The sequence below is a fragment of the Olivibacter sp. CPCC 100613 genome, from assembly GCF_036959255.1.
In the GTDB taxonomy this organism is placed as follows: domain Bacteria; phylum Bacteroidota; class Bacteroidia; order Sphingobacteriales; family Sphingobacteriaceae; genus Olivibacter.
Genome location: NZ_JAWMTI010000013.1, coordinates 51,669 through 71,764, shown reverse-complemented (window position 1 = coordinate 71,764; position 20,096 = coordinate 51,669). Strand labels below are relative to the sequence as shown.

The 20,096-nt window shown below is 42.7% G+C and carries 15 protein-coding genes; 14 read left to right on the top strand and 1 reads right to left on the bottom strand.

Translation table 11 applies throughout. From position 1 onward, the window contains the following. Window positions 1-21: 21 nt before the first annotated feature. A complete protein-coding gene (locus RYH73_RS25330; RefSeq protein WP_335316225.1) occupies window positions 22-894 on the bottom strand; it encodes an AraC family transcriptional regulator in 873 nt (290 codons plus the stop codon). A 227-nt stretch (window positions 895-1,121) separates the two neighbouring features. On the opposite strand from RYH73_RS25330, the gene fucP (RYH73_RS25325) reads away from it, so the two are divergent. The 14 genes from fucP (RYH73_RS25325) (at window position 1,122) to fucP (RYH73_RS25260) (ending at window position 20,035) form a co-directional block, all read left to right on the top strand. Beyond that, window positions 1,122-2,378 carry an L-fucose:H+ symporter permease gene (gene fucP / locus RYH73_RS25325; protein ID WP_335316224.1) on the top strand — a complete coding sequence of 419 codons (1,257 nt, stop codon included), beginning with the start codon at window positions 1,122-1,124 and terminating at the stop codon, window positions 2,376-2,378. A gap of 130 nt (window positions 2,379-2,508) precedes the next feature. After that, on the top strand, window positions 2,509-2,838 hold the full coding sequence (locus tag RYH73_RS25320) for an L-rhamnose mutarotase (protein ID WP_335316223.1): 330 nt from the start codon (window positions 2,509-2,511) through the stop codon (window positions 2,836-2,838). Window positions 2,839-2,977: 139 nt separating this feature from the next. Beyond that, window positions 2,978-4,636 carry a UxaA family hydrolase gene (locus tag RYH73_RS25315; RefSeq protein ID WP_335316222.1) on the top strand — a complete coding sequence of 553 codons (1,659 nt, stop codon included), beginning with the start codon at window positions 2,978-2,980 and terminating at the stop codon, window positions 4,634-4,636. Window positions 4,637-4,693: 57 nt separating this feature from the next. Next, window positions 4,694-5,458 (top strand): SDR family NAD(P)-dependent oxidoreductase, encoded by a 765-nt coding sequence (locus RYH73_RS25310; RefSeq protein WP_335316221.1) that lies wholly within the window; start codon window positions 4,694-4,696, stop codon window positions 5,456-5,458. Between the two features lie 85 nt (window positions 5,459-5,543). After that, window positions 5,544-6,401 carry a fumarylacetoacetate hydrolase family protein gene (locus tag RYH73_RS25305; RefSeq protein ID WP_335316220.1) on the top strand — a complete coding sequence of 286 codons (858 nt, stop codon included), beginning with the start codon at window positions 5,544-5,546 and terminating at the stop codon, window positions 6,399-6,401. Then, window positions 6,388-7,221, top strand: a complete 834-nt coding sequence (locus RYH73_RS25300) for an amidohydrolase family protein (protein ID WP_335316219.1) — start codon at window positions 6,388-6,390, stop codon at window positions 7,219-7,221. The genes RYH73_RS25305 and RYH73_RS25300 overlap by 14 nt, the downstream gene beginning before the upstream one ends. Window positions 7,222-7,305: 84 nt before the next feature. Beyond that, complete coding sequence (locus tag RYH73_RS25295; RefSeq protein ID WP_335316218.1) at window positions 7,306-8,097, top strand: SDR family oxidoreductase; 792 nt, start codon at window positions 7,306-7,308, stop codon at window positions 8,095-8,097. Window positions 8,098-8,781: 684 nt separating this feature from the next. Continuing rightward, a complete protein-coding gene (locus RYH73_RS25290; protein WP_335316217.1) occupies window positions 8,782-11,958 on the top strand; it encodes a SusC/RagA family TonB-linked outer membrane protein in 3,177 nt (1,058 codons plus the stop codon). Window positions 11,959-11,965: 7 nt separating this feature from the next. Continuing rightward, window positions 11,966-13,717, top strand: a complete 1,752-nt coding sequence (locus tag RYH73_RS25285; protein ID WP_335316216.1) for a RagB/SusD family nutrient uptake outer membrane protein — start codon at window positions 11,966-11,968, stop codon at window positions 13,715-13,717. A gap of 11 nt (window positions 13,718-13,728) precedes the next feature. Then, entirely contained in the window at window positions 13,729-14,157 is a 429-nt protein-coding gene (locus tag RYH73_RS25280; protein ID WP_335316215.1) for a DUF4945 domain-containing protein, read from the top strand. Window positions 14,158-14,306: 149 nt separating this feature from the next. Next, a complete protein-coding gene (locus RYH73_RS25275; protein ID WP_335316214.1) occupies window positions 14,307-15,479 on the top strand; it encodes a glycoside hydrolase family 172 protein in 1,173 nt (390 codons plus the stop codon). Between the two features lie 10 nt (window positions 15,480-15,489). Next, the gene (locus RYH73_RS25270) at window positions 15,490-16,728 is read left to right on the top strand and encodes a DUF6786 family protein (RefSeq protein ID WP_335316213.1); all 1,239 of its coding nucleotides are present in this window, start codon (window positions 15,490-15,492) and stop codon (window positions 16,726-16,728) included. A 193-nt stretch (window positions 16,729-16,921) separates the two neighbouring features. Then, window positions 16,922-18,685 carry an L-fucose isomerase gene (locus RYH73_RS25265; protein WP_335316212.1) on the top strand — a complete coding sequence of 588 codons (1,764 nt, stop codon included), beginning with the start codon at window positions 16,922-16,924 and terminating at the stop codon, window positions 18,683-18,685. Window positions 18,686-18,694: 9 nt separating this feature from the next. After that, window positions 18,695-20,035, top strand: coding sequence for an L-fucose:H+ symporter permease (fucP, locus tag RYH73_RS25260; protein ID WP_335316211.1), 1,341 nt, complete (start codon window positions 18,695-18,697; stop codon window positions 20,033-20,035). Window positions 20,036-20,096: the final 61 nt, after the last annotated feature.

The window sequence follows — 20,096 nt, the reverse complement described above, 5'->3', positions numbered from 1 at the left end:
TTACCTTTCAGCTTTACGCTCTTAACTCTTCTCCAGAAAAGCCTTTTGGTAAACCAAAGGGCTTTTTTCCGTTATTTGTTTAAAGTATTTATGAAAGCTTGCGAAGTTGTTGAAGCCACTTTCGTAACACAATTGCTTGACACTCATTTTATTTTCAATTAAGAGCTTACAAGCATGTCCGACGCGAATTTCTAAGAGGAAACGAGAATAAGTTTTACCGGTTTTTGCCTTAAAGTACCTGCAGAAAGAATTAGAACTAATACCGGCAATCGTCGAAATATCTTCCAAACTGATTTTTTGCCGAAAATTAGCTAAGGTATAGTCAAATATACTGTTAATCCGTTTTTTCTCGTCATCTTGTAAGCTCGGATGAAAGCCAATGGAAGAAATCAGGCGATACGATGTATCAGAAGCAATGGCATGGAGCGCCTCCATCAACAAAATAATGCGACGAGTACCCGCTGATTGAAGCATTTGCTCTAATAAGAGGCTGACCTTTTTTTTAGCCTCGCCCGTTACCTGAATACCCCTACGGGCTTTTTCAAGTAACTGTTTGATGGTTATATTTTCGGGTAGTTCCAGAAAGTCCCGACCCCAAAAATGTTCATTGAAATGAGCGACTCGGACATCTGCCGTATCCTGGTTTTGCGCATCAAAATAATGATCATCAAATCGCCAATAATGTGGTAGTTGAGAACCAACCAAAACGATATCCCCGGGATGGAAATGATTAATTTGATCTCCAATGAATTGCATTCCTTTTCCTTTATAAAAATGAATTAATTCCACTTCCGCATGATAATGCCATCTATTGTTAACATAAGGAACAAAATCCTGACGGACGCTGAAAGATTGCGTTGGCGCCGTACTGAGCTTAAGTAATTGAGGCTTCATTTTTCTTCTATTAGGTGCTTAGCTAGGCTAAATAAGACGAGGTTTGATCGATCTCATTCAGTTGTATGGTCAGCTAATTCAGCAAATATAAAATAAATATGCTAAAATAGCTTAATGATTGGCTAAAATGAGCAAGGGAATTAAAGAGCCAAATCACTTAATTTGTAATTGGCTTTACCAATAGAAATGAATTTATTTTGATTAAAAACTGAACCTAATATTATTTTATGTCGAAAAAAGGCGTTCTGATACCCGTTATTTTAGTTACTTCCTTGTTTTTTCTATGGGCGCTGCTCCATAACTTAAATCCGATATTGATTCCACATCTGAGAAAGGCCTTTGCTTTAGACGATTTGCAATCCTCATTGATTGATACATCTGCCTACATAAGTTATTTTGTAGTAGCCATTCCTGCAGGGCTGTATATGCAGCGATTTGGTTACAAAAAAGGTATTTTACTTGGCCTGATTCTTTATGCTATTGGTTCTCTTTTGGTTATACCTGCTGCTTCCGAAAGAAGTTATGTATTTTTTCTTTCGGCCATCTTCGTCATTGCGGCTGGTGCTACCTTTCTCGAAACAGTTGCCAACCCTTACATTGCCGTGTTGGGCGATAAGGAAACGGCAACGCAAAGATTGAATTTTGCACAATCCTTCAACGGTTTAGGGGCGGTGGTTGCGCCTATTTTAGGTGGAAAATTTATTCTGTCCGGAATCGAACATAGTCGAGATGAATTGGCTGCAATGAGCCCTGCCGCACTGAATGCTTACCTGCAATCAGAGGCAGATACAGTGAAAGTACCGTATCTTGTGATCGCCGGTATTGTGGTTGCGCTATTATTGTTATTTATTATGACGAAACTTCCCGAAAGTCAAGAGGAGGAATCAAATGATGTGCATGCTGTTGGAACTAATTTTTCACTGAAGGTTTTTAAGCATAAGCATTTTCTTGGGGCAGTTATCAGTCAGTTTTTTTATGTTGGTGCGCAGGTTGGCGTTGGCAGTTTTTTTATTCGCTACGCGAATCATGTGGCTGATATGGGGGAGAAAAATGCAGCCTATTTATTTGGATCAGTGGCGATGGTTGGCTTTATGCTAGGACGCTTTAGTGGTACCTTTTTAATGCGTTATGTAAAGCCAGCGTCTTTATTGGCCTTATATGGTTTATTGTGCTCTGTTCTTTTATTAGTAGCCGTATTCACTTCTGGTACAGTTGCCTTGTATGCGTTGGTAGCCGTTCCCTTTTTTATGTCCATTATGTATCCTACCATCTTTTCACTCGGTATACAAGATCTTACAAGTGAGGAAACTAAAATCGCCTCATCTTTTTTGGTTATGTCCATTATAGGTGGTGCCGTAATTCCTTTGTTGATGGGGCTTGTTTCTGTTGCTGCTAACAGTATACAAATTGCTTATCTGGTTCCGTTAATATGTTTTTTGGTTGTCTTTTACTATGGATGGAAAGGGTATAGGGTAGTTGAGTAGTAAATGAGCCAATGTGATGATTAGTCAATGAGCTAATTAATGGGAGAGTTGAGTGGGAAAATAGTTAAGTAGTGATGAATGATGCCCTGCGAGGTTTTTACTTTTTACTTTTGAATTTTTACTTTATCAAATGAAAACATATGCACTGGCGCTTGATCTGAAAGATGACGAGCAATTGATTAAAGAATATGAGCAGCACCATCGAGCGATTTCACCTGAAATCAGGGACTCGATTCAAACAGCAGGTGTTATCGACATGCGTATCTATCGATTGGGTAATCGATTGTTTATGATCATGGTGGTAGCGGATGATTTTAGCTTTGAGAAGAAAGCAGCAATGGATGCAGGCAACCCAAAAGTACAAGAGTGGGAGCGTCTGATGTGGAAATATCAACAACCGTTGCCGCAAGCAAAAGAAGGTGAAAAGTGGATATTGATGGACGAAATTTTTAGCTTGTAAGATGTACTAGGTATAACATAGCCTCAATGAGAATGGGTAATAAATACCTGGAAAAGGTGGGACGTAGGTCTAATAAGGCGTACATTCAATATAAAACAAAATAGGCTGCCGGTTCCAGACCGGCAGTCGATAGCTGAACATGACAACAATACGAAAATATTTGCAAATACATCCATCAGACAATGTCTTGGTGGCGCTACAAGACTTGCCCGCTGGCGAAGTTATCCAGTTTAATGGAGATCGCTTCATTTTACCGGCGGCAGTGGCTGCAAAACATAAATTTAGCATCGAGGCACTGGCGCCTGAACACGAGATTCATATGTATGGCGTTTTGGTGGGAAGGACAAACAAGTCGATTCATCAAGGAGAAGCAATTACTACCGAAAATATCTATCATGCGGCGAATGACTTCAAACTCGGAAAAAGGAAATTGGACTGGCACAAACCGGATGTGTCCAATTTTTCAGACCGTACTTTTATGGGGTATCATCGAAGTAATGGAACGGTAGGGACAGGGAACTATTGGCTGGTTATTCCCCTTGTTTTTTGTGAAAATCGGAATGTGCTGGTTATGAAGGAGGCTTTTGAGGAGAAACTTGGATTCAAAAAGGCGAAGAGTTATGAATCGGAAGTGGAACAGTTGGTTTCCTTATACAAAACCGGTGCTTCTATCGAGCAATTGCTATCGGCAGATCTTCTTGGAGCAAAAGCTGCGCATCAAGAGCACAGACTTTTTCCAAATGTTGACGGCATTAAGTTCCTAAATCACGAAATGGGGTGTGGGGGGACGCGAATGGATTCGGATGCTTTGTGTGGTTTATTAGCAGGCTATATAACACATCCCAATGTAGCAGGCGCAACCATATTAAGCTTAGGTTGTCAACACGCACAAGCAAGTATTTTACGTGATGAAATTGCAAAACGTGATCCGAATTTTGATAAACCCTTGTATATTTTTGAACAGCAAAAAATCGGATCAGAAAGTGTTCTACTTCAAGAGGCATTGAAACACACGTTTGCCGGCCTCATACAGGCCAATCAACAGGAAAGAAAGCCCGCAGGCCTGGATAAGCTCTGTATAGGCCTGGAGTGCGGTGGATCCGATGGATTTTCGGGTATTTCAGCGAACCCCGCGCTTGGTTATTTGTCGGATATGTTGGTGACCTTAGGTGGATCTGTGATTCTATCGGAATTTCCAGAACTTTGTGGCGTGGAGCAGGAGTTAAGCGATCGATGCAAAGATGAGGAAACCGCACTTCGATTTATGCAGCTGATGAAAACCTACAATGCGAGAGCAGAACAAGATGGTAGTGGATTTTATGCAAACCCTTCGCCTGGAAACATCCGAGATGGTTTGATCACTGATGCAATTAAATCTGCCGGGGCCGCAAAAAAAGGAGGAACTTCACCTGTTCAAGCGGTAGTAGATTATCCCGGATCAGCCAACACACCCGGACTAAATCTTTTATGTACACCTGGTAATGACGTAGAGAGTACTACTGCCGAGGTTGGTGCTGGAGCTAACGTTGTACTGTTTACGACAGGATTAGGAACACCAACAGGCAATCCGATCGCGCCGGTTGTTAAATTGTCTACCAACACAAAGACCTACGAGAAGATGCCGGATATTATCGATATCAATTGCGGTACTATTATTGAAGGAAGGGAAACTATTGGGCAGGCCGCCGAAAGAATTTTGGATTTCGTAATTGAAGTCGCCAGTGGCAGGCAAATTCCAAAGGCAGTCAAATTAGGACAAGATGATTTTATTCCCTGGAGGCGGGGGGTTTCTTTATAGTTATGAGTTGCGAGGTGTGAGTTGCCGGCTGAAAGCTAATGACTAAAAAAAAATATTATGTTTGATTTAACAGGAAAAAAAGCGATTATTACAGGAGGAGGAAGTGGTATTGGAAAAGCAATTAGCTTGCTCTTTGGAAAACAAGGCGCTGAAGTGCATATTGTGGAACTTAATCAAGATGCCGCTTCTGCCGTAAGTGATGAGATACAAGCAGCAGGTGGTAAGGCATTTGCGCATGCTGTCAATGTAAGCGATCAAAATGAAATGCAAACGGTTGTACAACAGATAGGTGTGGTAGATGTGCTGGTAAATAATGCGGGAATTGCCCATGTTGGTAACTTAGAAAACTGTAAAGCGGAGGATTTCGAGCGCGTATACAGCGTGAACGTCAAGGGGGCCTATAACGCTTTATTTAGTGTTATCCCCTTGATGAAGGAACGAAGGAAGGGTGCCATCTTGAATTTGGCGTCCATTGCAGCGCAAGTTGGAATTACCGATCGGTTTGCTTATTCCATGAGTAAAGGGGCTATTGCAGCTATGACTTTATCGGTTGCGCGGGATTATATTGATTACGGAATCCGTTGCAATAGCATTTCGCCGGCAAGGGTGCATACGCCTTTTGTAGATGGTTTTATTGCTAAAAATTATCCAGGCAAAGAAGAGGAGATGTTTGCTAAATTAGCGGCTAGTCAGCCCATTGGACGAATGGCAAAGCCAGAAGAAATCGCGTCATTGGCACTGTACCTATGTTCCGACGAAGCAAATTTCATCACAGGTAATGACTACCCGATTGATGGGGGCTTTATTAAGTTGAATAATTAATATGGTTGTTCGTTATTGGTTGTTGGTTTTTAGTGAAAAAAATCAATACAAACAACGGATAACAAATAACAAATAACTAACACAAATGAAACTAATCCGTTACGGTGAGCCTAACCGCGAGAAAATAGGTGTACAAATAGAAGGAAAAAATTACGATGTATCCGCCTTCGGGGGAGATTTTAACGAGCAATTTTTTGAGGAAAATGGATTGACTCGCTTAGCCGAATTTATTAAAGCAAATGAAGGAAGCCTGATAGAGATTCCTGAAGGAACACGGTTGGGAAGTCCGGTCGCAAGACCATCAAAAATTGTCTGTATCGGATTGAACTATCGGGACCATGCGGAAGAAACCAATGCAAAAATCCCTGCCGAGCCGATTCTATTTATGAAGTCGACAACTTCCTTAGCAGGTCCCAATGATGCGATTATTATACCGCGCGGTTCTACTAAAACGGATTGGGAGGTAGAGTTCGGCATTGTGATCGCGAAGAAAGCCAGTTATGTAGAAGAAGCTACCGCTATGGAACATGTGGCGGGTTATGTGTTGCATAACGATGTGTCTGAAAGAGAATATCAGTTAGAACGCGGTGGAACCTGGGATAAGGGAAAGGGATGTGACACCTTTGCACCTATTGGACCTTTTTTAGCCACAAAAGAGGAAATCCCCGATATAAATAATGTGCGATTATGGCTAAGTGTAAATGGTAAAACAGTGCAAGACGGAAACACTAAGAATTTAATTTTTAAAGTTCCTTTTATCGTTTCGTACATTAGTCAGTTTATGACCCTATTGCCGGGAGATATTATCTCTACAGGTACACCTGCGGGAGTGGGTCTTGGGTTTAATCCACCCGTTTATTTAAAGCCGGGTGATGTGGTGGAGTTGGGAGCCGATGGCCTCGGTACTTCTAAACAAGTTGTGAAAGCTTATGAAGCGTATTGATTCACATCAGCATTTTTGGAATTACGATGCGGTAAGAGACGCTTGGATAACGGATGACATGTCGGTTATCCAACGCAATTTTTTGCCGGCGGATTTAGAAGGCCTTCTGTTAGCCAATGAGGTGGAAGGCTGTGTTGCCGTGCAAGCCGATCAATCAGAGCAAGAGACTGATTTTTTGCTGGAATTAGCGAGGCAATCCCCCTTTATCAAGGGAGTAGTAGGCTGGGTCGACTTAAAAAATGTACATATTGAAGAACGCCTGGCTCATTATAGCTTATTTCCGAAATTAAAGGGTTTTAGGCATGTTTTGCAAGGAGAAGCCGACCCGCAATTTATGTTAAGCCCCTCCTTTATTCGGGGTGTCGCGGCTTTGTATAAATTTGATTTTAGTTATGATATCCTTGTTAAGCCGAAGCAATTGCCCGCAGTTATCAAATTTCTCCCGCATTTTGATAACGAACAGCGTTTTGTGATCGATCATTTGGCAAAACCATATATTGCTGCCAGGAAAACTGAACCTTGGGCAACAGAGATGTCCGCTTTAGCCCGTCATCCCAATTTATATTGTAAATTGTCGGGTATGGTAACAGAAGCGAGTTGGAAACATTGGAAAACAGATGACTTCTCTTTTTACATTAATCATCTCTTGGAAACCTTTGGTCCAAACAGGTTAATGTTCGGTTCCGATTGGCCGGTTTGTCTGGTTGCGGGACAATATGAACAAATCGTTGACTTATTAGATAAGCATCTTTCATCACTCACTTCCGCAGAACAAGAAGCGATATGGAGAAAAAATGCGGAAGAATTTTATAATTTATAGCGGTTAGCTTTAGGTATTAGTTTTAGGTTTCTAATAACCTGCTTGCTGATAGTTAGTAGCTAATGGCTAATAGCTGTTGAATAAATGGACTTAAAACTCAAAGATAAAATTGTCATTGTAACAGGAGGAGCCAAGGGAATTGGTCGAAGCATAGCGGTTGCCCTGGCGCAAGAGGGAGCGGTGCCGGTTATTGTTGGTAGGAAGAAGCGAGATAATGATGTTGTTGTAGATGAAATTATCGAGAACGGTGGGCGTGCTTTTGGTATTGAGGCAGAATTGACACAGCCGGCCGCTTGCAAAGAGGCCGTAGAGCAAACCGTCAATAAATTTGGTAGGATCGACGGCCTGGTAAACAATGCCGGCTTGAATGATGGAGTGGGCTTAGAAGGAGGTAATTACGAATTGTTCTTGAAAGGACTTCATAACAGTTTGATACACTACTATCTTATGGCTCATTATGCCCTGCCTTCCTTAAAGGAACAAAAAGGCGTCATTCTTAACATCAGTTCAAAAACTGCCGAAACGGGACAGGGAGGCACATCCGCTTATGCGGCTTCTAATGGGGCCAGAAACGCTTTAACTCGGGAATGGGCTGTTGAGTTGTTGCCCTATCATATTCGAGTTAATGCAATTGTAGTAGCAGAATGCGCGACACCACAATATGATAGCTGGATTCAAACATTGGATAATCCAGAGGAAACCCTACGTCAGATAACCAGTCGGATACCCTTGGAAAATAGAATGACCACGTCCGAAGAAATTGCTGCTATGGCGATATTTTTATTGTCTTCTCAATCCTCTCATACAACGGGGCAATTGATCCACGTAGACGGGGGATATGTTCACCTCGATCGCGCTGTTGGTGCAGGAATTTAAAGAGCAGGTTACATGGGGAATAGGTGACAAGGAAACCTGTTAATAGGAAATAGTCCTTCCTATTCCCTAACAATTAGGCTAGTTATTCGCTGCTGGTTACTGGTTGCACGTTATTGGTTCTGGTTGTTCGTTGTTCGTATTCGTAGTAACGCTCCAATTCATTCATAGGAGCTTTCAGTCGCACAAACCTTCTCTATTATCATTCGGCTCATCATCACATTGGCTATTGGCTCATCACCTAACCGAGCGTAGCGAGCTCATGAATGCCAATAAAAAGCAATCGACTATGAATAATACCTTTAAAATGAACACGAATGAATAATTCTTTATTTGTGATACAAAAAATCGAAGTATTGATACGATTTGTAGAATAATAAATTTGCTTGCTTAACCGATTAAGCTTAATATTGTATCATTATAAGCCAATTATCTTTCTTCTAATATTTTCCTTTTATGCAGTTACGTAACTTGTTTGCTTAAACGTTTAAAGGAAGATTTACCAACTAACATGTTGATACAAAATTGAAAGCATGAATATTTTAGAACACTATTGTTTAATCGATTAAGCCAGTTAAAAACCTATGAAACAGCTATTCAACTCTGGTTAAGCTTCTCTTGGAAATCTCGTCTCACTTCCAATAGAAGTGAATAAAAAACCAATAAAAAACTTAACGCATTATGCTAATGAATTTTTTACAACAACTCACAGCCTGGCGCTGTAGAGAAGGAGCTTTTTTGTCTTTATTTCTAAAGAAGATAGTAGGTATCAGCACATTGCTTATCTACTTATTAGGTATACAGACAAATGAAGCCTATGCTCGTCAGCAGCATCGGAAAATTAGCGGTCGTATACTGAACCAAGCGGGGGAGCGCTTGGGGGGTGTTAGTGTTTCCGTAAAGGGTGTTTCTGCCCATACACAAAGCGATTCATTGGGACGCTTTGAAATCAATGTGCCGCATGACGCTCCCTATTTATTATTCACTTACGTAGGCAAAGAACCCCTGCAATTGGCACTGACCAATGCCCTGGAATATACCGTCACCCTACGTGATGATGCACAGGCACTTGAAGAAGTAGTCGTTTCCACCGGATACATGACGCAGAAGAAAGCAGATCTGACGGGTGCCGTCAGTTTGATTAAAAGAGCAGATTTTACCAAAACCCCCAGCGCAAACGTAATGCGATCATTGCAGGGTAAAATCCCCGGTGTTCGGATTACTACCGATGGCAATCCCGCTGAAAACGTAGGTATCCAAGTACGCGGTGTCACCTCCTTCAATTCGGCACCGGCATTGATTGTGTTAGATGGTCAGCCGGTAAATATTAATCTACGGGATATCAATCCAAACGATATTGAGTCGATTCAGATACTAAAAGATGCTTCCTCCGCCTCTATATACGGTGCCCGTGCAGCCGGCGGTGTTATTTTAGTAAATACGAGAAAAGGGCAAAAAGGAGCTACCCAGATTACTTACGAAGGTTACGTTGGAACCTCTAAAATAACGGGGGTGCCAAAAATGCTGGATGCCACGGGGTATGGACGTGGCTTATGGCAAGCTACGGTGAATGATGGCGATGATCCCACGTCCGCGATACGAATCTATGATTATGATTGGCATTACGATGCGAACGGTGTTCCTGTGTTGAACAGTGTAACAGCCGTTCCCTGGCTAAACACAGCACAAACCATGCCTTCATCCAATACGAATTGGTTTAAGGAAGGCACCCGGGAAGGGATTCAGACGAACCATCAACTTACCATAACAGGAGGAGGTGAGAAATCAACCAGTCTTTTTTCGCTGAATTATTATAATAATGAAGGAACCCAACTCACTTCTTACTTTAAACGCTTGGCTGGTCGCTTTAATAACGAGTATCAGCTGCTTAACGGACGGGTGACGATTGGCGAGAACCTAACGCTTACCCACTTGCGTTTTCGCGATGTCAGTAGAACGTATGAATTTCTTGTGATGCCCCCAAACATCCCGGTTTATGATAATAACGGTGGTTGGGGAGGTGTGGCCATGCCGCTGGGGATGGACGATTTTAATAACCCTATCCGGGATCTGATGCTGAATAAGGATAATATCGGAAATTTTATGAAGGTTTTGGGAACTGCCTATGCTAATGTGAAAATATTGGATAATTTGAATTTTAAAACCCAGTATGGGGTCGATTACAGCATGTGGTATGATCGGAATATTCAGCGAAAATGGGAAGAAGCCGGAGGAAAAAGTAGTAGTTTAAATGGGGTGCGGCAAAATAACTGGCACGACATCGGTCAGACTTGGACAAATACGCTGGTCTATAATTTGGAGTTGAATAATAACCGCTTCGATATTCTCGGAGGTATTGAAACCTATAAATTTACCAATGAAAGTGTAAATGTATATCGCGAGGGGATTCTGCTGGAAGACCGGGCCTATGCCTATCTATCCACTGCTACGGGAGAAAGAAGGGACCTCGCGGGAGGAGGAAATGAACGCCGTATTTTGTCCTTCTTTGGAAAAATCAACTATGCTTATCAATCCAAATATCTGCTGTCGGCCACATTCAGACGGGATGGTGCTTCTGTCTTCGGCGAGAACAACCGATATGGCAACTTTCCGGCTTTTTCAGCTGGCTGGCGATTAAAAGACGAAGCTTTCCTAAAGCAGGTTAACTTTTTATCGGATTTGAAGCTCCGAGCAAGTTGGGGTAAAAACGGGAACTCGCAACCGGTTTTAACAGGAAGGTTCACGGATATTTATGTGCCCGATGTAAATGGGACATCCTATGCGATAGGAGGAAATCCCTCCGGCAATATTCCTTCCGGTTACCGAAGAAGTAGTTTGGGGAATCCCGACTTGAAATGGGAAACGACAACGCAGACCAATATAGGGGTCGACTATGCTTTTTTAGATAATCGTTTATCGGGTTCTTTCGATTGGTTTACCAAAAAGACCACGGATATGCTTTTTGAGCCGCCTTATATTGCAGCTTTGGGTGAAGGGGGCTACCGTTGGGTGAACGGCGCTAATATGACGAATAAAGGTTTTGAGTTTTTACTCAGTTGGGGAGAGACGAGAAACGATTTTTCTTACACCATAACCGGTAACCTTTCGGCCTATAAAAATGAGGTGCATGATGTACCTGCGAATGTTCGTTTTGCTTATGGTGGGAACGGATTAACGGACGATATTATTGGTAGACCATTAAATTCGCTATACGGGCTGGTCGCCGACGGTATTTTCAAAACCCAGGAAGAAGTTGATAATGCGCCACAACAGCAAGGTAAAGGGGTAGGAAGAATTCGTTATAAGGATCTCGATGGTGACGGCGTGATTAACGAAATTTATGATCGTACATGGATTGCGATTACCGATCCGGATTTAATGGCGGGCTTAAATTTCGAGGCGCGTTACAAAAATTTCGATGTTACCTTTTTTCTCCAAGGGGTGTTTGGGAATGATGTTTATAACTCGTGGAAAGAACTAAGCGATTTTTGGAATATCGGGGTGCAGAATGATCGAAATCACCCCAACCGAATATTAGACGCTTGGACACCCAATAATCCCGACTCAGACATTCCTGCTCTATCCAGACGCGATGCGAACGGGGAGAAAAGATTATCAACCTACTTTATTGAAAACGGATCTTATATCAAGTTGCGAACATTAGATATCGGCTATACATTCCCTCAAAAGTGGATGGATTCTTGGCACTTAAGTAGACTTCGACTTTACGTATCAGGTCAAAACCTGTTTACGCTGAAGAAAACTTGGGGAGATGACCAGTTTACAGGGGGAGATCCCGAAAATCCGGGTTTTGGTTACCCCATGCCAAGAACATTATTTGTAGGCGTTAATGTGACATTCTAATCTTATTATGATGAAAACAGTTCAATTGTATATAACCTTGACTTTACTGATCTTACTAGCGGGTTGTCAGAAATTTTTAGAGGTCGACACCAAGGGTGTTTTATCGCAAAGTCAAGCCGAAGATCCTGCTCAAATAGAGAGTTTTGTAGTTGCGGCCTATTCGCATATGTCTTCTCTGGGGTTTGCCGATACACACAATCCATGGATTCAATCGGTCCGTTCAGACGATGCTTATAAAGGTGGCGGCGGTTTAAGTGATCAGACACCATGGTACGAAATGGAAACTTTTACCGGTGTAACGCCGAATGTGGGTAATAATGACGGACCCTGGTACCGGGGTTATGTCGGAATCAGTAGAGCAAATATAGCATTACGTTTACTGAACGCGGTTGATGCGACTACCTTTCCAAACAAAGATCAACGAATCGCCGAAATGAAATTTCTCCGGGGATGGATTTATCTTGGTATGAAGTTACGGTGGAAATATATACCGATCATTGATGAAAATACACCATCTGACGCCGTCGTGGTAGAAGGGATTTCGAATCGACCGGACGATATGACCAATGATTTGCCGCTATGGGATTGGATCATCCAAAATTTTGAGGATGCCGCCGCTATTTTGCCCGAAACGCAAGCCGAAAAAGGGCGACCTACAAAATACGCAGCGCACGCTTTAGCGGCAAAAGCGCTGCTGTTTAGGGCATATGAACAAAATGACCGGCATCAGGTGATCAATATTAATAAAGAAACCCTGCAAAGAGCATTGGATCATTTAGAGGCGATTATGGCAGTAGATGGAGCTGTTTATGATCTGCAGGCAGATTTCGGTGATAATTTCATGATTGAATTTGATAATGCAACAAAGGAATCATTGTGGGAGATACAATATTCAATTGATGATGGTACAACGGATGGACACATCAATCGGGGTAATGAACTCAATGCCCCATGGTGGGCCCCTTATTTTACCTGCTGTGATTTTAACAAGGTTTCGCACACCATGATTAACGCTTTTAAAACAGATGAAACCGGTTTACCCGATTTTGAGCGTTATAACAATACCGAAATGAAGGGTAATACCTATATCGATTTTTTTAAGAGCCACGCGTTTGATCCCCGATTAAGCCATACGGCGGCGATACCGGGCTATCCCTGGAAGTATGATAATAATTTATTGTACCAGGAATCAGGATCGCGGGCACCATTTCAATATGGCTATTTCAACTCCCTGAAGGAACAAGTTCATCCAGACTGTGATTGTATTTTTCGACCATTTTACGTCATGAATTCGATGAATGAGAAGGTTATCCGCTATGCTGAGGTGTTATTATGGAAAGCCGAGGTTCTTATTCAGCTCGATCGATTCAATGAAGCATTGCCCTTGATTAATCGCGTACGTGCACGAGCGGCTAACAGCACACAGCGCTTGCATAAACCGGACGGGACGTTATGGATGGATTATAAAGTGGAAACCTATAAACCAGGGGTAAATGTAACCTGGACAAAGGAGTTTGCCTGGCAGGCACTGATGTGGGAAAATAGATTGGAGTTTGCGATGGAGGGGCGGCGCTTTTTTGATTTGATGCGATGGGGACAGTTAGAACCGGTGATGAACGCTTTTATTAATAAGGAGAAAACACGATTTGATTGGTATAATCAAGGGAGGTTTACCGCGGGCAGAGATGAATTTTTGCCGATCCCCCAAGCGCAGATGAATTGGTCTAAAGGTAGTTATAAACAAAATCCCGGCTATTAAACTATCATATTATGAAAATAGTACTTATATATATAATCTCGCTGTCCATGCTCTTTTTTACAGGTTGTAACGATCGCGATATGCTGGAAAGAAAAGATGGAGTAAGTTTACCGGCCGTTGAGGGATTAACTATGCAGCGAGTGGATGATAAGCATGTTCGCTTAACATGGAATATTCCGGATAATATTCCAAATGAGATAGAACTGCCGGTCAATGTTTTTGTTGAAGTTAAGGAAATCATTAACGTGACTAAGACGCTGCCTGTTTTCAATACGACATTGTCCAACGCACCTTCAGAATTCCTTTATGAAATTCCGGATATTGCTAAAACTTACCATATAACCATTAAGCTCAACGGTTCGACAAAAGTAAAAGATGTAAACTATTCAAGTAATATCTATTCTTTAGGCCAAACGGCGGTTATTGCAGGAGGTCAGTGAGACGGATTGTTGAAGAAATGATAAAAAATAAATGGCTTTTATTTGTTTGTTTAAACGATTAAGCTTACTATTGTAAAACCAAAAATTACGATAACCGGCAATCGGTTTCCAATTATTAAACTAATGCGTATATGAACCTTAATAAAACTATGATGAAAAAATTCCTGGCGGCTCTTATCAGTCTTTTCATTTACTCGTTTACCTATGCTCAACAGCAAGGTGCATTCAATGGTCTTGATATGAATATGGGAACGCTTTCTAAATTGTCAGATGCAAAAACCCGTTCGATCAGTCCGGAGAATTTCTCCGGTGCCAAAGGTAAAGGCGGAATGGCAGACCCTGCTAAACAGGCCGGCCAACGAAACGTCGCTAATTCAGCTTCCCAAGCACGCGATTTAGGTCTTGGCTGGAAAGTGAACCCTTATATTACCATCAATGGAGGCGAAACCTTTACCATTGCAGAAATGGAGGGGCCTGGAGCAGTTCAACATATTTGGATGACGCCAACAGGTAATTGGAGCTATTCAATTATTCGCTTTTATTGGGATGATGAAACGGAACCCTCTATTGAAGCCCCCGTTGGTGCTTTTTTCGGAATGGGATGGAATGAATTTGCACCATTAAGCTCGATGGCGGTTACCGTGAATCCGGGGAGCGCCTTTAATTGCTATTGGAAAATGCCCTTTCGTAAGAAATGCAGAATCACCGTTGAAAATATCAACAGCGAACCGATGAACTTATATTATCAGGTGGATTATACCTTGACGGAAGTGGGCGAAGAGGAGGGGTATCTACATGCACAATATCGTCGTTCGAATCCAAATTCGACCTCTCTTCATACCATACTGGACGGCGTTAAGGGAAAAGGCCACTATGTGGGTACCTATATGGGGATCGGTGTGAACAACAATGGTTGGTGGGGAGAAGGCGAAATTAAGTTCTTCATGGATGGCGATAAGGACTTCGCAACAATTGTTGGTACGGGGACAGAAGATTATTTCTGCGGATCGTACAATTTTGAAAACAAGAAAACGCACCAATACCAAGAATATTGTACACCCTTCGCCGGTTTGCATCAGGTGATCCGTCCCGATGGAGTATATCAAGCGCAGCAACGTTTTGGTATGTATCGTTGGCATATTATGGACCCGATTCGCTTCGATAGCGATTTGAAGGTAACGATCCAAGACTTGGGCTGGCGTTCAGAAGGGCGTTATCTGCCACAAAAGTCAGATATTATTACCGTTGCCTTTTGGTATCAGCGCGAACCGCATGCCCGTTTCCCGAAACTGCCGGCAAAAAATGAATTAGAGGTTAATTAACATGGAGCAAATGAAGCATTGCCTTATTGTCTCGGGCATACTGGCCTTATTTTGTACCGCCTGCAGCCAATCATCAAAAAACGCAGCTAAACAAGTGACCACAGATTCTACGGAAATGACAACCTATCGTCCCGGTTCGTTCGGTTATGATATGACGTTTTTACGCAAACGGGATGATATTATTGTGCTCAAGGATGAGCGGGGAGATGGGCAAGTGGTGGTTTCACCCAAGTATCAGGCGAAGGTATTTACCAGCACGGCAGATGGAGAAGAGGGGAGAAGTTTTGGCTGGATCAACTACGCGGCCTTTGATAAAAAGGACGCGCATATGAACGCTTACGGGGGCGAAGATCGATTATGGTTGGGACCGGAAGGAGGTAAGTTTTCGCTGTTCTTTGAACCTGGAAATGTTATGGAATTTGCCAATTGGCATACACCAACCGCCGTGGATACGGAACCTTGGCAGGTGAATAGTACAGATGGCAAGGAAGTAACGCTTCATAAAGAAACTGAAATTAGTAATTATGCCGGAACCCGCTTGCAAATTCAACTTTCCCGGCAAATCAAAGTGCTTGAAAAAAGCGACATCGAACAGCTATTAGGGCTTTCCTGGGCTGAAGGCGTAAAAACCGTGGGATTCCAAACGACGAACAAAATTCTGAATCGGGGTGATAAAGCTTGGGATCGGCAGGGGGGAGCTCCCTGTTTATGGAGTTTGGATATGTTTACACCGACACCGGAAACGGTTATTATCATTCCTTTTGAAAAGAATGCCAAGGGTAAAGTTGCTACTACGGATTATTTTGGAGAGATCGCAAAGAACAGACTGGTGACAAAGGAAGGGGTACTGCTATTTAAGGCCGATGGGAAATCTCGGGGAAAGCTGGGGGTTCCACCTCAACGAGTTAAACCAATAGCCGGTAGTTATGCCGCCGACAACAAGGTGTTGACCATCACCTATTTCGATATCCATCCAAATGCAACCTATCTCAATCAAGAATGGACACCTGATAAAGATCCATTTACCGGTGATGCTATGAATGCCTATAATGACGGTCCGCTGGAAGATGGTAGTCAAATGGGACCCTTTTATGAGATCGAAAGTGTATCACCTGCGGCCTTTTTAAAACCCAAGGAAGAACTGATACATCGTCATTCCGTTTTTCATTTTACCGGTGAGGAAGGCGATTTAGATGCCATTGCGCAAAAGGTGCTCGGGATTTCATTGAAGGAAGCGAAAATTGATTAGCCAATTGATCAATTGGCCGATTAGCCAATGTAGGTTTAAAAGAGACATAAGACACCTGCCTGCCTGCCTGCAGGTAAGTAGTAAGATATAAGACTTTATACGAAAGGCAAAAGGTTTAAGGAAGAAGGCTTACAATGATATCTTGATACTTAATACTTATGTCTTAATACTTGATACTAATATATATAAACAAATGAACAACTATCCCAAAATAGGAATTAGGCCAATAATTGATGGCCGATTAGGAGGTATTCGAGAATCATTGGAAGAAACAACCATGAATATGGCTAACGACGTAGCGGCTCTGTTTCAATCGGAGCTGCGGTATCCTGATGGAAGTCCGGTGCAATGTGTGATTGCCGATACTTGCATCGGCGGCGTAAGGGAGGCCGCCGATTGTGCACAAAAGTTCGAAGCCGAAAATGTCGGTGTTTCTTTGTCTGTAACACCTTGCTGGTGTTATGGTTCAGAAACAATGGATATGAATCCCTTGTTGCCGAAAGCAATTTGGGGTTTCAATGGGACAGAACGCCCTGGTGCGGTGTATTTGGCAGCTACCCTTGCGGCCCACAACCAAAAGGGACTTCCAGCTTTTGGTATCTATGGCGAGGATGTACAAGATCTGGGAGATCGCTTTATTCCGGATGATGTAAAAGAAAAACTGTTGAGCTTTGCACGCGCGGGTTTAGCAGTAGCCATCATGCGCGGAAAATCCTATTTAGCCATTGGTTCGGTTTCTATGGGCATAGTGGGATCAATCGTTGATGCTGACTTTTTTCAGAATTATTTAGGCATGCGTAATGAATACGTTGATTCGTCAGAAGTGCTACGCAGAATTCAACTGAATTTGTTTGATCAGGATGAATATGAACGGGCGCTAGCTTGGACAAAAAAATACTGTAAAGAAGGTGAGGATTTTAATCAATCTCATAAAGTAAAATCGCGCGCCGAAAAAGATAACGATTGGGAATTTGTAGTGAAAATGACCCTTATTATCCGCGACCTCATGATCGGGAACAAAAAGTTAAAGGATATGGGCTATGCTGAAGAAGCACACGGGCATCATGCATTGGTGTCAGGTTTCCAAGGACAAAGGCAGTGGACCGATTTTTTACCCAATGGTGATTTTTCAGAAGCTTTATTAAACTCTTCTTTCGACTGGAATGGTACGCGTGCGCCGTTTATCGTGGCCACGGAAAACGATTCATTGAATGGTGTATCAATGCTTTTTAACTACCTGTTAACAAACAAAGCGCAGATTTTTGCCGACGTGCGGACATTTTGGAGTCCGGAAGCGGTTGAGCGTGTTTCGGGCTGGAGACCTACGGGTGTCGCTCAGCATGGTTTTATTCACTTGATCAACTCCGGCGCAGCAACGCTGGATGGTACAGGAAAGCAAAAAGAAGAAGGCGAATCCGTTATGAAGCCACATTGGGAAATTAATGATGAAGAAGTGAAAGCCTGCCTGGAAGCTACAACCTGGCATCCTGCTAACCTTGATTATTTTAGGGGCGGTGGATATTCTTCCAAATTCCTGACAGAAGGAGGGATGCCGGTTACGATGTGCCGCTTAAATCTAGTGAAAGGAGTTGGCCCTGTGCTGCAGTTGGCAGAAGGGTGGACCGTGGAGCTACCGGAAAACGTGAATAACCTGCTGGACGAGCGGACGGATCGTACTTGGCCTACTACCTGGTTTGTGCCTAGGACAACCGGAACGGATGCTTTTCGTGATGTATATAGTGTGATGGCGGCTTGGGGCTCCAATCATGGTGCTATTAGCCATGGACATATTGGCGCCGATTTGTTAACCCTGGCCTCCATGCTGCGAATCCCTGTTTGTATGCATAATGTGGAGGCACATCGGGTTTTTAGACCCAGTGCATGGAACGCTTTTGGTATGGATCAAGAGGGAGCAGATTATCGCGCATGTGCCAGTTATGGACCCCTATATAAATAAGCCATGTTCATGAATAAAAAAACAACAGGGTCGCTTTTCCGAACCAAGGACGGTATAAACTACCTCGTTCCTTTTATGTTTATCTGCAGTCTTTTTTTGCTTTGGGGCTTTGCTCATGGTTTATTGGACGTGTTGGATAAACACTTTCAGGATACGCTACAGGTTTCTAAGGCGCAATCCGGATTTGTCCAATTTTCCCTTTATATCGGTTACTTGGCAATGGCCGTCCCTGCGGGCATTTTTATGAAACGCTACGGATATCAAAAGGGAATTATTCTGGGACTAACCCTTTTTGGGATAGGAGCGTTTTTGTTTTATCCGGCAGCAAAATTTGAAGCTTTTATTCCCTTTTTGCTAGCCTTATTTGTAATTGCTTGCGGTCTGGCCTGTTTGGAAACGGCAGCCAACCCTTATTCTACGGTATTGGGCTCGCAAGAAGAAGAATTTGCGGCAAGGCGTATTAATATCTCTCAATCCTTCAATGGATTGGGATGGATTCTGGGACCTTTAATGGGTGGTTTGTTTATTTTCGGTGCCGAACAACAGGACGGCGCCGAAAAATTTGATTCGCTGGTAAAACCGTATATGGGCATCGGCTGTGTGGTTGTAGTGGTCGCTGTTATTTTTATGTTGATTAAATTACCCGATATTGAGGAAAAAAGCGAGGAAGAGTCTGAAGAGAACCCGAAAATGGGCCGACTGCTAAAACATCCTGCCTTTATTGCTGCAGTAATTGCTCAGTTTCTTTATGTGGCCGCCCAAACAGGTGTTAATTCTTTCTTCATCAACTACGTAACGGAAGAAATTCCGAATGTAACGGGTCCGGTCGCTAACATGATGCAACACTTAGGTTATTTTGGAGAGGTCTTTATGCCGAAGAATGCAGAGCAGGCAGCCTCCGTAATTCTTGCAATCGGAGGCATGGGCTTATTCTGGATCGGGAGAATATCCGGGGCGTATCTCATGAAATTTCTAAAACCTAAAAAATTGCTGGCTATTTATGCGCTTATTAATACAGCCTTAATGGTTTTCGTACAGTTAGCATTAGGTTGGGGTTCTGTTATCGCCTTATTTAGCTGCTACTTCTTTATGTCTGTCATGTTCCCAACTATTTTTGCCTTAGGAATCCACGGCTTGGGGTCGCTTACAAAAAAAGCATCCTCTTTTCTTGTGATGGCAGTAGCAGGAGGAGCCTTTTGTCCACCTATTATGGGCGTAGTTGCCGATCATTCAAGTATGTCTGTAGCGTTTTTCATTCCGATGCTATGTTTTGCGTTCATTGCTTGGTACGCGATCTGGGGGAGCGGCAAAATAGAACATGATAATGAAATCGTTCTGCATCATCATTAATACGTTAAGTAGTTAAATAGTTGAGTGGTTAAGTAGGGGATTAGTCAATTTGATAATTAGC

Excerpts from the sequence above, each read along its gene's own strand:
- RYH73_RS25285 (WP_335316216.1), top strand. The coding sequence starts at position 11,966 with ATGATGAAAACAGTTCAATTGTATATAACCTTGACTTTACTGATCTTA.
- RYH73_RS25310 (WP_335316221.1), top strand. The coding sequence starts at position 4,694 with ATGTTTGATTTAACAGGAAAAAAAGCGATTATTACAGGAGGAGGAAGT.
- RYH73_RS25295 (WP_335316218.1), top strand. The coding sequence starts at position 7,306 with ATGGACTTAAAACTCAAAGATAAAATTGTCATTGTAACAGGAGGAGCC.
- RYH73_RS25315 (WP_335316222.1), top strand. The coding sequence starts at position 2,978 with ATGACAACAATACGAAAATATTTGCAAATACATCCATCAGACAATGTC.
- RYH73_RS25330 (WP_335316225.1), bottom strand. The coding sequence starts at position 894 with ATGAAGCCTCAATTACTTAAGCTCAGTACGGCGCCAACGCAATCTTTC.
- RYH73_RS25280 (WP_335316215.1), top strand. The coding sequence starts at position 13,729 with ATGAAAATAGTACTTATATATATAATCTCGCTGTCCATGCTCTTTTTT.
- fucP (WP_335316211.1), top strand. The coding sequence starts at position 18,695 with ATGAATAAAAAAACAACAGGGTCGCTTTTCCGAACCAAGGACGGTATA.
- RYH73_RS25305 (WP_335316220.1), top strand. The coding sequence starts at position 5,544 with ATGAAACTAATCCGTTACGGTGAGCCTAACCGCGAGAAAATAGGTGTA.
- RYH73_RS25270 (WP_335316213.1), top strand. The coding sequence starts at position 15,490 with ATGAAGCATTGCCTTATTGTCTCGGGCATACTGGCCTTATTTTGTACC.
- RYH73_RS25265 (WP_335316212.1), top strand. The coding sequence starts at position 16,922 with ATGAACAACTATCCCAAAATAGGAATTAGGCCAATAATTGATGGCCGA.
- fucP (WP_335316224.1), top strand. The coding sequence starts at position 1,122 with ATGTCGAAAAAAGGCGTTCTGATACCCGTTATTTTAGTTACTTCCTTG.
- RYH73_RS25290 (WP_335316217.1), top strand. The coding sequence starts at position 8,782 with ATGAATTTTTTACAACAACTCACAGCCTGGCGCTGTAGAGAAGGAGCT.
- RYH73_RS25300 (WP_335316219.1), top strand. The coding sequence starts at position 6,388 with ATGAAGCGTATTGATTCACATCAGCATTTTTGGAATTACGATGCGGTA.
- RYH73_RS25275 (WP_335316214.1), top strand. The coding sequence starts at position 14,307 with ATGATGAAAAAATTCCTGGCGGCTCTTATCAGTCTTTTCATTTACTCG.
- RYH73_RS25320 (WP_335316223.1), top strand. The coding sequence starts at position 2,509 with ATGAAAACATATGCACTGGCGCTTGATCTGAAAGATGACGAGCAATTG.